Source organism: Kitasatospora sp. NPDC004614 (genome assembly GCF_042873675.1).
Taxonomy (GTDB): domain Bacteria; phylum Actinomycetota; class Actinomycetes; order Streptomycetales; family Streptomycetaceae; genus Kitasatospora.
On the sequence record NZ_JBIALR010000006.1, the window covers coordinates 62,190 to 74,960 of the forward strand.

The window sequence follows — 12,771 nt, forward strand, 5'->3', positions numbered from 1 at the left end:
CCGGGCGTGCGGCCCGTTCACAGAGAAATGGTGGCGTCGTACGAGGGCGTAAGGCGACACTGAGGGAGATCGCGTCCCGCAGGGGTCACGATCGCCCGCTCGACTCGGCGCGAGCCACGCGCCGCAGGCGTCCAAGGAGGCCCCGTGCCGCATGTCCTTGTCCTCAACGCGTCGTACGAGCCACTCGGTGTCGTCTCGATGCGACGCGCACTCATCCTGGTCCTCAACCACAAGGCGATCGCCCTGGAGGACGCGGGAACCACTCTGCACAGCGCCACCAGCGCCGTTCCGGCGCCGTCCGTCGTCAAGCTGACCCGTTTCGTGCGGGTTCCCTACCGAGGCCCCGTGCCGCTCACCCGGCGCGCGCTGTTCGCCCGCGACCACGGGCGGTGCGTGTACTGCGGGGCTGCCGCCACCAGTGTCGACCACGTGATCCCGCGCAGCCGGGGCGGTCAGCACCGGTGGGACAACGTGGTGGCGGCCTGCCGCCGCTGCAACCACACCAAGGCCGACCGGCACCTCGCCGACCTCGGCTGGCGGATGAAGCGCCCCCCGGCCGCGCCCAGCGGCCTGGCCTGGCGGGTCATCGGCACCGGGATCAAGGATCCGCGCTGGCGGCCCTACCTGGAGCCGTACGGCGGCCTCGACCAGTTCCGGGACTTCGAGCACCACGACCATCCGGAGCTGGCCGTTCCGTCCCCGGTCCGCACCCGTCCCGTCCGACGCGGCGAGCAGCACGCTCCGCTCTCCGCCTGACCAGACAAGGGCCTGCTCGACACGACATTCGGTACGCCTCATGGGCCGCCGGCGCACCCCGCAGCGGGAGCGTCGGCGGCCCACCGTGTATTCGGCCAGCCGGTGACCAGGGCCTGTCCGGCCGACAGACCTAGCCGGTGACCAGGGCCTGTCCGGCCGACAGACCGAGCCGGTGACCAGGGCCTGTCCGGCCGACAGACCTAGCCGGTGACGCCGTACAGCTCGACCGCGGACAGCGTGTAGCCGTAGCGGCCGGCCCGGCTGACGCCCTGCACCCGCAGGTACTGCGCGTCGGCGGCGTCGAAGCGGACCGTCTCGGTGCCGCCCTGCCCGTTGTCCACCACCGCCACGGTGGTCCACACCAGCCCGTCGGGCGAGGTCTGCACCCGGTAGCGGGAGGCGTACGCGTCGCCCCAGTGCAGCACCGCCGCACCCAGCCGGGTCGGCTGCGGCAGCCGCAGCTGCACCCAGGCGTCGTCCTTCGCGGGGGCCTTCCAGGACGTCTTCGGGTTGCCGTCGGCGATCGCCGCCGCCGGGGTCTTGCCGCTGTCGTCGCCCGAGGACGACGCGCTGGCGGAACGGGCCAGGTCGGGACCGCCGGTCGGCGGGACCACGTGCACCTGGAGCTCCTGGCGGACGGTGACCCCGCCCGCGGTGAACACCAGCGGCACCCGGTAGGTGCCCGACGGGGTGTCGGCGGCCGCCGACACCTGCACCGGGGCGCCCGCCTTGCCGCCGCGCGGCACCGTCACGGACCCGGCCGGCGCCACCGTCAGGCCCTTGGCGACGGCCGGGACCTCGGCCTTCAGCTCGCCGGTCAGCGCGTCCGGGCGGCCCGACTCCACGGTGGCCCTGGTCTGCACCGGGGCGGCGCCCGCCACCACGTCCAGCGTCGGCTCGGCCAGCGTCAGCCGGGCCGCCGGGACGTCCGCGTACCAGGGGATCACCTGGTTGACCACCGGGGCCTCGCCGCCGGGCCGCCACACCATGCGGAACGCGTCCACCTGGCTGCCGTCGGCGCGCAGCTCGTTGTAGCCGGGGCGGACCTGGCCGAGGTCGGCCCAGCTGCCGTCCGGGTGCCGCACCTGCACGGTCGCCTCGGCGCGCACCGCCGGGTCGGTCAGTACGGTGAGCCGGTCCAGCGGGCGGGCGGTGCCCAGTTCGACGGTCAGCGGGGCGTCGCCCGCGCTGGGCGGGGCCGCCGCCCGGAACGCCGAGTCCGGGTCGCCCGACAGCACCGCCTCCGGGGACGAGCCGGGAACCGCGGGCGGGCCGCTGACCTCGGCGTCCACCGCGTTCGGCGCGCCGGCGGTGAACTCGCGCACCGCGACGGCGGTCTTCTGCCCGCCGGTGGCGCGCAGCCGCACGGCCTTGGCGACCGCGCCCGCCGGGGCGTTCGCGATCACCACCCGCTGGTCGTGCACCGTCGTCAGCGGCTGCCAGCCGCCCGAGCCGCTGAAGTACTCCAGCACCCCGTCGTGCAGGTAGTCGTCGGCCGCCGAGGCCGAGTCCGGGTCGTCGCCGTGGCCGCCCATCAGCACCGTCACGGTGCCCAGCGGCTTCGCGGTGCCCAGGTCCAGGCCGAAGCTGTCGCCGACCTGCGGCGGCGCCGACGACCAGTAGAACGTCGTCGCGGAACCGTCCGCCATCAGCGCCGGGCCGTGGTCGTGCGCGGTGCCCAGGGTGGTGGTCGGGGAGGCGCCGGTGGTGATGCCCGCCCAGGTGTCGGCGGCCTTCGTCGCCCGGTCCAGGAACGCGTCCAGCACGCCCTTGCCGACCGTCACCGGGTTCTGCTCCAGCACCGCGCGCTGCCGGCCCAGCTCCAGCCGGGCCTGCCAGGCCGCGGTGCCGTCGCCGGCGTGCTGCGCGGTCAGCATGTCCAGCGCGGCCCGGCCCGCCGCGCCGTACGCCGCCAGCCGGGCCAGCCACGGCGCGGCGTCCGTACCCAGCGGGTCGCCCGCCAGTGTCTTCGGGGCGTCCGCCATCACCGCGAACGCCTCGCGCAGCGGCTGCGCCGCCTCCTTGACCTTCGCCTGGTCGGCGGGCGCGCCCGAGACCGGCTCCACCGTCGCCCAGTACCGCTCCACCAGCGGCGCCAGGTACGCCGACTCCTTGTCGCCCAGCGGCGAGGACGCGCTGTTGCCCGCCAGCGCCGCCACCGCGGCCCGCTGCGCCGGGCCGGCCGTCAGCAGCCGCAGCGCCGACGACAGCGAACGCTCCGGCACGTAGCCGCCCGGCTGCCAGCCGAAGTCGGCGGCGGTGGCCAGCGGGATCCGGGACGCCACCGGCTGGCTCATCGCCGAGGTCAGCAGCACCGCCGAGCGCTGCGCCACCTCGGGATCGCGGCCGCCGTAGCCGCCCAGGAACAGCCGGTCCGGCGCCGAGTCGTTCACCGGATAGTTGTCCAGCGTCATCAGCGGACGGCGGAACAGCTCGGCGGTCTCGGTGAGCTGAGCGCCCGTGACCTGCTTGGCGATCGCCGCGCCGCCGCTCCACACCACCTGCACCTCGGCGGGCAGCCCCGCCGCCAGCGCCGCCCGGTACGGCGTCGAACCCTGCTTCTGGAACTCGGTCGGCACCACCGACAGCGGCGCCAGCTCCGGGTGCGGCGCCACCACCCGCTTCTGCACCGCCGCCACCACCGCGGCCTGCGCCTTCGCCGCCGCCGCCGGCCCGGTGCCCAGCTTGCGGCGGTCCGTGCCGCAGTGCCACTCGTCGTAGGAGACGTTCGCGAAGTCCAACTGGAACGCCCGGACGCCCAGTTGACGCAGCCCGTCGAGCTTCGCGATCAGCGCGTCCAGGTCCTTGCCGGACGAGAAGCAGAACGACTGCCCCGGGTTCACCGAGTACGCCAGCGTCACGTGGTTGTCCCGGGCCCGGCCCGCCAGCTCGGTCAACTCCCGTACCTGGTCGGCCGGGTAGGGCTCGCGCCAGCGCCGCGAGCGGTACGGGTCGCCGCCCGGCGCGTACAGGAAGAAGTTCTGCTTGGTGCGGCCCAGGAAGTCCACCGCCGCCAGCCGCTGCTCGGGGCTCCACGGCTCCCCGTAGAACGACTCGGCGGTGCCGCGCACCGCCGCACCCGTCGGCCAGTCCCGCACCAGCACGCCCGGGAAGCCCTTGTCGCCCGCCGCGCCCTGGCCCTGACCGGGGCCGATCGGCGCCAGCAGCTGCGCCAGGCTCTGCGCCGCGTAGAACGTGCCCTCGCCGTCGATGCCCGCCAGCACCACCGCGCCGTACGCGCCGCCCGCGGTGGGCAGTTGGCCCACCGCCAGCAGGTGGCCGCCGGACGGCAGGCCGGTCAGCGCCGGTACCTCGGTGTCCTTCAGGCCCGCCGCCGTCGCGAGGGAGCGCAGCGCCCGGTCGGTCGGCCCGCCCGCGCCCTCGCGCGGGCCGCCCACGTACACCACCAGCGACCCCGCCGCCGGCGTCGCCGGCGCCTCCGGGACGGTCTCCACCTCGGCGGCGCCGGCCCTGGTCAGCAGCGCGCGCACCGCGTCCACCGCCGGGCCGTCCGCGCCGTCCGCCATCACCAGCGTCGCCCGCTTGGGCACCGCCACCGGCTTGCCGCCCGGCCGCAACTGCTGCGGGCGCGGGAACACCTGGGGGTCCGCCAGCGAACCCAGCGGCAGCGGCGCCTCGGCCGCACCCGGGACGTCCACCTCGGCGGAAACCGTCTGCCGGCCGCCCGGCTGCGCTGCGACACTCTGCGCGGGGATCAGCAGCCCGCCGACCACGGCCGCCGCCGACAGCGTCGCCGCCAGCCGCAGCGAACTGCCGCGCCGACCCGCCCGCCGCTCGGCGCGCACCGAGGCCAGCAGCGGGTCCGTTCCCTTGATGTCGGCGATGAACCGGTCCGCGGCGCGCGGCGCCAGTTGACGGGCCGTCCGGGCCGCCGTCCGGCGCGCCGTCAGCGCCGCGGGGTGGTAGAGCACCTCACGCAGTGCCGTTCCCTGCTCCAACTGCTGCCTCAGCCGACGTCCGGCCGCCACCGACACCCGCGCCTGCACCGGAGCCTCCTCGCCCGAAACATCCAGCTCACCGGCCCCCACAGCCCGCCCCGGCCCCCCATGGCCATCCGGCCCGACCAGCCCATCAGCTCTCCGCGTCCCTGTCAACGCCCGTGGCAGCTATGTCCGTTATCGCCCGGTATTACAGTGCTATCGCCGTCGCTCGCGGCAACCCGCCTCCGGAACGTTCACCCGTCCGGTGCCGACGGGCCGCCGTGTCGGTCGGGGTCGGCGGACGGGCGCGCGGGTAGGACTGTGCCTGTCGCGTTCGGGAGCCCGAGGACGGAGTGCGCTGGGTGGCCGCATACCTTGACCGAGAGCAGCTGGGAACCGATCAGGTGCCGGCGGAGGACAACCCGCCCGCACCACCGGAACTGCTGGCACTGGCCCACGCGCACGGGGTGGACACCAGCTACGACGCCGGCGCCGGGCCGGTCCAGGTCGCGCCGCGCACCCTCACCACGGTGCTCGCCGCCCTCGGCGTGGACGCCGGAACGCCCGAACTGGCCGCCGCCGCACTGGAACGCCACCGCGCCGAACAGGCCCAGCGACTGCTGCCGCCCACCGTGGTCGCCTGGCAGGGCCGGCGCACCGCGCTCGACCTGCCGGCCGACGCCGGGGTGCGGGTCGAGCTGGAGGGCGGCGGCTCCTGGGAGTTGACGCACGACCATTCCTGGTGGCTCCCGGAGGACGTCCCGCTCGGCCGGCACGTCTTGCACGTGACAGCCGGTGAACGGGCGGGCCGCGCCGCGCTGATCGTCGCCCCGGCGCGCATCCCCGAACCGCGGCAGCGCGGTTGGGGCTTCCTCGCGCAGCTGTACTCGGTGCTCAGCGACCAGTCCTGGGGCATGGGCGACCTCACCGACCTCGCCGACCTCGCCCAGTGGGCGGGCGCCGAACTCGGCGCCGGCTTCCTGCAGATCAACCCGCTGCACGCGGGCATGCCCGGCGTCCCCTCCGACCCGTCCCCGTACCGCCCGTCCTCCCGCCGCTTCGCCGACCCCGTGCACCTGCGGATCGAGGCGATCCCCGAGTACACCCGCCACGACGGGGTCCGCGACCTGGCCCGCCGCGCCCGGCTGCTGCGCGAGGAAGTGCTCGAACACGACGCGCTCATCGACCGCGACTCGGTCCGGGCGCTCAAGCAGCAGGCACTGGAACTGCTGCACACCGTGCCGCGCGGCGTCGGCCGGGACGCCGCGTACCGGGCGTTCGTCCGCCGCGAGGGCGAGTGGCTGGAACGGTACGCGGTGTGGAACGCGCTGGCAGAGGTGCACGGCGCGGCCTGGCACTCCTGGCCGAAGGGGCTGCGCCACCCGTCCAACCCCCAAGTCGCCGCCGAGAAAGCCGCGTTGGCCGACCGCGTCGAGTTCCACCGCTGGCAGGCCTGGCTGGTCGACGAACAACTGCGCGCCGCCCAGCGCGCCGCCACCGACGCCGGCATGCCGATCGGCCTGATCCACGACCTCGCCGTCGGCGTCCACCCCGACGGCGCCGACGCCTGGGCCCTGCAGGACGTCCTCGCCACCGGCATCTCCACCGGCGCCCCGCCCGACGCCTTCAACGCCCACGGCCAGGACTGGGGCCTGCCGCCCTGGCGCCCCGACACCCTCGCCGAAACCGGCTACGGCCCGTTCGCCGAACTGCTGCGCGCCGCCGCCCGGCACGCCGGCGCGATCCGGATCGACCACGTGATGGGCCTGTTCCGGCTCTGGTGGGTACCCGTCGGCGCCCGGCCCACCGAAGGCACCTACGTCCGCTACGACGCCGAGGCGATGCTCGCCGTCCTCGCCCTGGAAGCCCACCGGGCCGGCACCGCCGTCATCGGCGAGGACCTCGGCACCGTCGAACCCGGCGTCCGCGAACGGCTCGCCGAACACGGCGTGCTCGGCACCTCCGTGCTCTGGTTCGAACGCGACTGGCACGCGGGCGGCGCCGTCCTGCCCCCGGAACGCTGGCGGGCCGGCTGCCTCGCCACCCTCACCACCCACGACCTGCCCAGCACCGCCGCCCGGCTCACCGGCGACCACGTCGCACTGCGTCACCAACTCGGCCTGCTGGCCCGCCCGCTGGCCGAGGAACAGCACGCCGCCGCCACCGAACTCGCCGACTGGCAGCGCGAACTCGTCCGCCTCGGCCTGCTCGCCGACGGCGCACCCGTCACCCCCGAGGCGCTCCACGCCTACCTGCGCGCCACCCCCGCCCGGCTGGTCGGCGTCTGGCTGCCCGACACCGTCGGCGACCCCCGCCCGCAGAACCTCCCCGGCACCTGGGACCAGTACCCCAACTGGCGGCTCCCCGTCGCCGACGCCACCGGAACGCCCCGCACCCTCGACCGGATCGCCACCGCCCCGGGCACCGCCGCCATCGCCGCCACCCTCACCCCGCTCGGCGCCCCACCAGGCGTTCCGTCCGGCGTTCCGTCCGTCGCTCCGGCGGCGGGACACGCCGACAGGCGCACCCCGCCGGGCGACCCGGTGTAGGGGGCCGGTAAGTTGTGAAACGTGGACAAGAGGAACGCAATGCGCGCCGGTGCGGTCACCGCGGCGGCCACGCTGATGATGCTGATGTCGTCGCCCGCCATGGCGCTCGTACGCGACGACGGCGACGACCCGGGCGCCGGCCTGAGCGTCGGCCAGACCCTGGGCCTGTTTGTCGCCCTCCCGATCGTCTCCTTCCTGGTGATCGCGGGCCTCTGCATGATCCCGGGCAAGAAGAAGTAATCCCGCGTCAGGCCGCTGCGCACACCCCGCCGGGTGCGCGGAACGGCGGGGCCCAGCGCCCCCGGGACGGAACACCGGACGCCCGGCGCTCCTCGGAGCACCGGGCGTTCCGTCGTACCCGGACCCGGGCCGGACGCGCACGGGCGGGCGCTCGGCGCGCAGACCGCACCCTGACACACCGTCACCGTCCACCCCGGCGGTCACGGCAGGCCGGGGGTCTCCTCCTGCCGTCCGTCCGGGTGGATCAGCAGCGCGGGCACGCCCCTCGCGGTGAGCCACTCGAGGGCGTGCGGCATCGCGAAGGCCGCGGTGGCGAGGGCGTCCAGGTGCGCGAGGCGGTCGCCGACCAGGGTGAGCGAGGCGTAGGACGTCGCAGGACGGCCGGTGTGCGGGTCGACGATGTGCGGGCCGCGCTCGGCGGTACCGGAGGTGGCGACGGCCAGGTCGTGGCCGGTGACCACGCGGGCCACCGCGCCGGGGCGGTGCGGGTCGGCGATGCCGATGCGCCAGGGGCCGCCGGCGGTCTGCACGTCGCCGCCGCCGCTGACGCAGTGCTGGTCGGAGCCCGACTCGCGCAGGGTGCGGGAGGCCTCCTCGACGGCCCAGCCCTTGACCCAGCCGCTCGGGTCGAGGTGTCCGCCGGGCGTCGCGGTGAAGTAGCCGTCGGTCTCGGCGGCGAGTTCCGCGCAGCGCTCCAGCACCCGGGCGACCTCGGGGTCGCAGTCGGCGAGCGCGAGTTCGCCGCGGCCGAGCCGGCTGATCTCGCTCTCCGGCCGGTACGGTGAGAACACCGCGTCGATCCAGTGCAGGCGGGTGACGATCCGGGCGAGGGCGTCGGCGGTCCCGGCGCCGGGGTCGCGGACGGTGAAGGAGAAGACCGTCCCCATCACGTGCTCGACGTGGGTGGCGGTCACTTCTTCGCCGCCTGGTCCAGGGCGCTCTGCAGGGAGCGGGTATAGCCGTCGCTGGTGTAGGTGGCGCCGGAGACCACGTCGATGTGCGCGTTCTGCGCGGCCATCGCCTCCTGGTTGAGCTGCGGGACGGCGAAGCTGTTGATCTCCTGGTCGCGGCGGTCCCGGTTGGGGTACTGGATCACGTCGATCTTGCCGATCGCGCTGCCGTTCATGGTGACCCGGACCTGCACCGGCCCGTACCGGGTGTTGATGGCGCTGCCGGTGACGGTCCGGGTGGCACCGCCGGTACCGGGCGAGGACGACGCGGAAGACGGGGACGACGGAGACGACGGGGACGACGGGGACATCGGGGACGAGGCCTGGCTGCTGGTGCTCCCCGTGCCCCCGGCCACGGGGGAGGAGGAGATGGCGGCCGCGCCGGACGGGTCGTGCGGCTTCAGGGAGAGCAGCAGGACGACCCCGGCGGCGGTCGCGGAGGCGGTGATGACGGCTCGGCGCATGGCGGTGGGGGCTCCTAGAAGACGAAGGACTCGTGGTGGATGCGGGACGGCCGGACCCCGGCGGCGCGCAGCGCGCGGACCGCCTCGGCGGTGAACGCCTCCGGCCCGCACAGGTAGACCTCGTGGCGGCCGAGGTCCGGCACCAGCCGGTGCAGCGCCGCACCAAGGTCGCCGACCTGCTCGCGGCTACCGAGCAGCTCGTGCACCCGCTTGCCCCGGCCCCCGGCGGCGACGGCCGCCAGCTCGTGGCGGAACAGCAGGTCCTGGGGGTGCCGGGCCCGCTGGACGAGCGTCAGCCGCCCGGGCAGCGTCTCGAAGAGCGCCCTCAGCGGGGTGATGCCGACGCCCGCGCCGAGCAGCAGCACCGGCCCGCCGTGGCGGCGCCGCGCGGTGAACGCCCCGTACGGGCCCTCCGCCCGGACGGCGGTGCCGGGGGCGAGGCCGGCGACGGCGGCGCTGTGCTTGCCAAGGCCCTTGACGGTGAAGCGCAGGAAGTGCGGGTGGGGGGGAGCGGACAGCGAGTAGGGGTTGGCGGCCCAGCGCAGCTCGGGAGTGAGGAACTGGAGGCGGAAGAACTGGCCGGGCTCGGCGCGCAGCTCGTCCAGGTGCCGGCCGGTCAGGAAGACCGAGACCACGCCGGGCCCCTCGGGCCGGACCTCGGCGACCCGCAGCCGGTGCCGGCGGTCACGCAGGAACGGCCGCAGCAGCCGGTACCAGCCGAGGACGGCGGCGGTGCCGAGGTACAGCAGGTACCAGAGGGCCTTGGCCTTGTTGTCGGCCAGGTCGGCGCCGGTGGTGAGCTGGTGGCCGAAGCCGAGTGCGACGGCCAGGTAGGTGGCCAGGTGCAGGTAGTACCAGGCCTCGTAGCTGAGCCGGCGGCGGGCGGCCCGGGCGGAGACCGCGCCGGTGCCGAGGATCAGCAGGGTGGCGGCGGTGGCCTTCAGCATGTCGGGGAAGTGCAGGACGATCTCCACGCCCTGGTTCCACAGGCCCTGGCCGCTGGTCAGCGCGTAGCCCCAGATGACGGTCAGCACGTGCACGGTGATCAGCGACACCAGGTACCGGCCGCCGAAGGCGTGCCAGCGGGCCATCCGGTCGGCGCCGACCTCGCGTTCGAGCAGCGGAATGCGCGCCATCAGCAGCAGCAGGACGGGCGCGGCGTAGCCGGCCAGCAGGCCGGTGATACGGGCGGTGCCGGTGAGCCAGTCCGCGGCGCCGGCTATTCGCGGGGTGTCGATCCACCACAGGGCGAGCACGGCGAGGGCGCCGAGCGCGATCAGGGCGAGCGCGCCGTGCCGGACGGCGTCCGGGGGGAGGCCCTGGCGCGGGGCGGCGCGGCGGGCGGCGCGGGTCGGGCTGGTCAGTACGGTCAACGGGCCCTCCTTCGGTGGTGCTCTGCCACCGTGGCACCGGAATCTCTCAGTTCCCTATGAAAGGGCGCCGCCCCCAGGCCCTCCCCGGGGCGTTCGCGCAGGTCGCCGGGCCCGCACTCTACGCGAAGCGGTCGGATGATCTCACCGCTTTCTCATGCCGGAACGCCAGAATGGATCCATGCAGCACGCGGAAACCCCATGGCGGGTCCTGGTGGTGGACGACGAACCCGACCTGGTCGAGGTGATCTGCGGCGCCCTGCGCTACGAAGGCTGGCAGGCCCGCGGCGTCACCGGCGGCCACGACGCCGTCACCACCGCCGCCGAATGGCACCCGCACGCCATCGTGCTGGACGTCATGCTGCCCGACTTCGACGGGCTCGAAGTGCTCCGCCGGGTGCACCGCACCGACCCCGAGGTACGGGTGCTGTTCCTGACCGCCCGGGACGCCGTCGAGGACCGGATCGCCGGCATCTCGGCCGGCGGCGACGACTACGTCACCAAACCGTTCAGCCTGGAAGAGGTCGTGGCCCGGCTGCGCGGCCTGCTGCGCCGCGCCGCCCCCGCCGGACCGGCCGCCCCCGGCACCCTCACCGTCGGCGACCTGCACCTCGACCCGGCAGTCCGGGAGACCAGCCGCGGCGGCGAGATCATCGACCTCAGCCCCACCGAATTCGCCCTGCTGCGCTACCTGATGGAGCACCCGCGGCAGGTGCTCAGCAAGGCACAGATCCTGGACGCCGTCTGGTCCTACGACTTCGGCGGGCAGGCCCACGTGGTGGAGCTGTACATCAGCTACCTGCGCCGCAAGATCGACGCCGGCCGGCCACCGATGATCCACACCGTGCGCGGCGCCGGCTACGTACTCAAGGCGGCCACCGGATGACGGCCGCCGGACGGCCCCGCACGCTACGGGCGCGGCTGGTCGCGGGCGTCCTGGTACTGATCGCGCTGATCTGCGTCGGCGTCGGCTTCGCCACCACCTCGGCGCTGCGGCACTTCCTGGTCGACCGGACCGACCAGCAACTGGCCGCCGCCGGCGGACGCTACGCCGCCAGCCTCGAACACCCCGGCGTGAACGGCCACGACACCCGCGCCCAGTCGCCCGGCACCTTCGGCGCCCGCCTGGTGAACGGCACCGTCACCCACGCCGCCGTGGTCGGCGGCATCCCGCCCGGCGACGACGACCCCGTCCCGATCGCCGGAAGCGGCGGCAGCGACGCCCCCGTCCCGCTCACCGACCAGGACGTCCGTGCCCTGCGCGCACTCCCGGCCGGCGGCCACCCGCGCGACCTCACACTCTCCGCCCTCGGCCACTACCGGGCCGCCGCCGTCACCGGCTCCGACGGGGACGTACTGATCACCGGCCTGCCACTGCACCCCATCGACGAGACCGTCCAGCGCCTGCTGATGATCGAACTCGTGGTGTTCGCCGTCGCCCTCGCGGTCGCCGCGGTCACCGGCACCATCGGCGTCCGACTCGCGCTGCGCCCGCTGGAACGCGTGGTGGCCACCGCCGAACGCGTCTCCGCCCTCCCGCTGGCCAGCGGCGCGGTCGACCTCGGCGAACGCGTCCCCGACGACGACCCCGGCACCGAGGTCGGCCGGGTCGGCACCGCACTCAACCGGATGCTCGGCCACATCGGGGACGCACTGACCCGCCGTCAGCAGGTCGAGGAACGGCTGCGCGCCTTCGCCGCCGACGCCAGCCACGAACTGCGCAACCCGGTGGCAGCCGTCCGCGGCCACGCCGAACTCGCGCTCCGGCACCCAGGACCGGTGCCCGAGCCGGTCCGGCACTCACTGGAACGGATCACCGCCGAGTCGCAGCGCATGGGCACCGTCGTCGAGGACCTGCTGCTGCTCGCCCGCCTCGACGCCGGCCGCCCGCTCGCCGTCGAGGACGTCGACCTCACCCGGATCGCCCTGGACTGCACCGCCGACGCCCGGGCCGCCGCCCCACAGCACCGCTGGCTGCTCGAACTGCCCGCCGAACCCGTCACCGTCCCCGGCGACCCCCACCGCCTCACCCAAGTGGTGGCGAACCTGCTGGCCAACGCCCGCACCCACACCCCCGACGGCACCGAGGTCACCCTCCACCTCTCGGCCACCCCCACCGACGCGACCCTCACCGTCACCGACAACGGCCCCGGCATCCCGCCCGAACTCCTCCCGCACGTCTTCGACCGCTTCGTCCGCGGCGACCCCACCCGCTCCCGCCGCACCGGCTCCACCGGCCTCGGCCTCGCCATCGTCCAAGCCGTCGTCCAAGCCCACGCCGGCACGGCTACCGTGCACAGCGAACCCGGGGCAACCACCTTCCGCATCACCCTGCCCGCGCAGGACCAGGGAGAGCACCGCCAGGGGCGCGGGGAACTGCGCGAAGGGGAACGCACCCGTCAGCAAGATCGCGACGCCGGACAATGACCTGCACGTGACCGCGCCCTCCCGGACCGGCCGGCGCTTGCCGCGCAGCAGCAGCAACCCCGAACACGCCGGAG

At 75.0% G+C, this 12,771-nt stretch carries 9 protein-coding genes; 5 read left to right on the forward strand and 4 right to left on the reverse strand.

What is annotated here, in order from left to right; translation table 11 throughout:
• The first annotated feature begins 144 nt into the window (after positions 1 to 144).
• Positions 145 to 756 carry an HNH endonuclease gene (locus tag ACFYST_RS15730; protein WP_387646544.1) on the forward strand — a complete coding sequence of 204 codons (612 nt, stop codon included), beginning with the start codon at positions 145 to 147 and terminating at the stop codon, positions 754 to 756.
• 200 nt (positions 757 to 956) lie between these two features.
• On the opposite strand, the gene ACFYST_RS15735 is transcribed toward ACFYST_RS15730, so the two are convergent.
• Positions 957 to 4,763: a beta-N-acetylglucosaminidase domain-containing protein gene (locus ACFYST_RS15735; protein WP_387862687.1), complete on the reverse strand. Its 3,807-nt coding sequence runs from the start codon at positions 4,761 to 4,763 to the stop codon at positions 957 to 959.
• 296 nt (positions 4,764 to 5,059) lie between these two features.
• On the opposite strand from ACFYST_RS15735, the gene malQ reads away from it, so the two are divergent.
• Both malQ and psbW read left to right on the forward strand, forming a co-directional pair.
• Complete coding sequence (gene malQ, locus ACFYST_RS15740) at positions 5,060 to 7,246, forward strand: 4-alpha-glucanotransferase (protein ID WP_387862690.1); 2,187 nt, start codon at positions 5,060 to 5,062, stop codon at positions 7,244 to 7,246.
• A 21-nt stretch (positions 7,247 to 7,267) separates the two neighbouring features.
• Positions 7,268 to 7,486, forward strand: a complete 219-nt coding sequence (gene psbW, locus ACFYST_RS15745; protein WP_387646538.1) for a photosystem II reaction center protein PsbW — start codon at positions 7,268 to 7,270, stop codon at positions 7,484 to 7,486.
• 200 nt (positions 7,487 to 7,686) lie between these two features.
• Here the strand turns inward: psbW and ACFYST_RS15750 are convergent, their stop codons facing one another.
• The 3 genes from ACFYST_RS15750 to ACFYST_RS15760 are packed head-to-tail and all read right to left on the reverse strand — an operon-like array spanning position 7,687 to position 10,273.
• Entirely contained in the window at positions 7,687 to 8,373 is a 687-nt protein-coding gene (locus ACFYST_RS15750; protein ID WP_387646677.1) for an FAD:protein FMN transferase, read from the reverse strand.
• 23 nt (positions 8,374 to 8,396) lie between these two features.
• Positions 8,397 to 8,900: an FMN-binding protein gene (locus ACFYST_RS15755; protein WP_387862693.1), complete on the reverse strand. Its 504-nt coding sequence runs from the start codon at positions 8,898 to 8,900 to the stop codon at positions 8,397 to 8,399.
• 14 nt (positions 8,901 to 8,914) lie between these two features.
• Complete coding sequence (locus ACFYST_RS15760) at positions 8,915 to 10,273, reverse strand: ferric reductase-like transmembrane domain-containing protein (RefSeq protein WP_387862696.1); 1,359 nt, start codon at positions 10,271 to 10,273, stop codon at positions 8,915 to 8,917.
• Between the two features lie 178 nt (positions 10,274 to 10,451).
• Between ACFYST_RS15760 and ACFYST_RS15765 the strand changes: the two genes are divergently transcribed.
• Both ACFYST_RS15765 and ACFYST_RS15770 read left to right on the forward strand, forming a co-directional pair.
• Positions 10,452 to 11,156, forward strand: a complete 705-nt coding sequence (locus tag ACFYST_RS15765) for a response regulator transcription factor (protein ID WP_387862698.1) — start codon at positions 10,452 to 10,454, stop codon at positions 11,154 to 11,156.
• Positions 11,153 to 12,697, forward strand: a complete 1,545-nt coding sequence (locus tag ACFYST_RS15770) for a sensor histidine kinase (RefSeq protein ID WP_387862699.1) — start codon at positions 11,153 to 11,155, stop codon at positions 12,695 to 12,697. The genes ACFYST_RS15765 and ACFYST_RS15770 overlap by 4 nt, the downstream gene beginning before the upstream one ends.
• The last annotated feature ends 74 nt before the right edge of the window (positions 12,698 to 12,771 follow it).

Bases quoted from the DNA above. Each gene is read 5' to 3' on its own strand.
- ACFYST_RS15750 (WP_387646677.1), bottom strand. From the start codon at position 8,373: ATGGGGACGGTCTTCTCCTTCACCGTCCGCGACCCCGGCGCCGGGACC.
- ACFYST_RS15755 (WP_387862693.1), bottom strand. From the start codon at position 8,900: ATGCGCCGAGCCGTCATCACCGCCTCCGCGACCGCCGCCGGGGTCGTC.
- ACFYST_RS15765 (WP_387862698.1), top strand. From the start codon at position 10,452: ATGCAGCACGCGGAAACCCCATGGCGGGTCCTGGTGGTGGACGACGAA.
- ACFYST_RS15770 (WP_387862699.1), top strand. From the start codon at position 11,153: ATGACGGCCGCCGGACGGCCCCGCACGCTACGGGCGCGGCTGGTCGCG.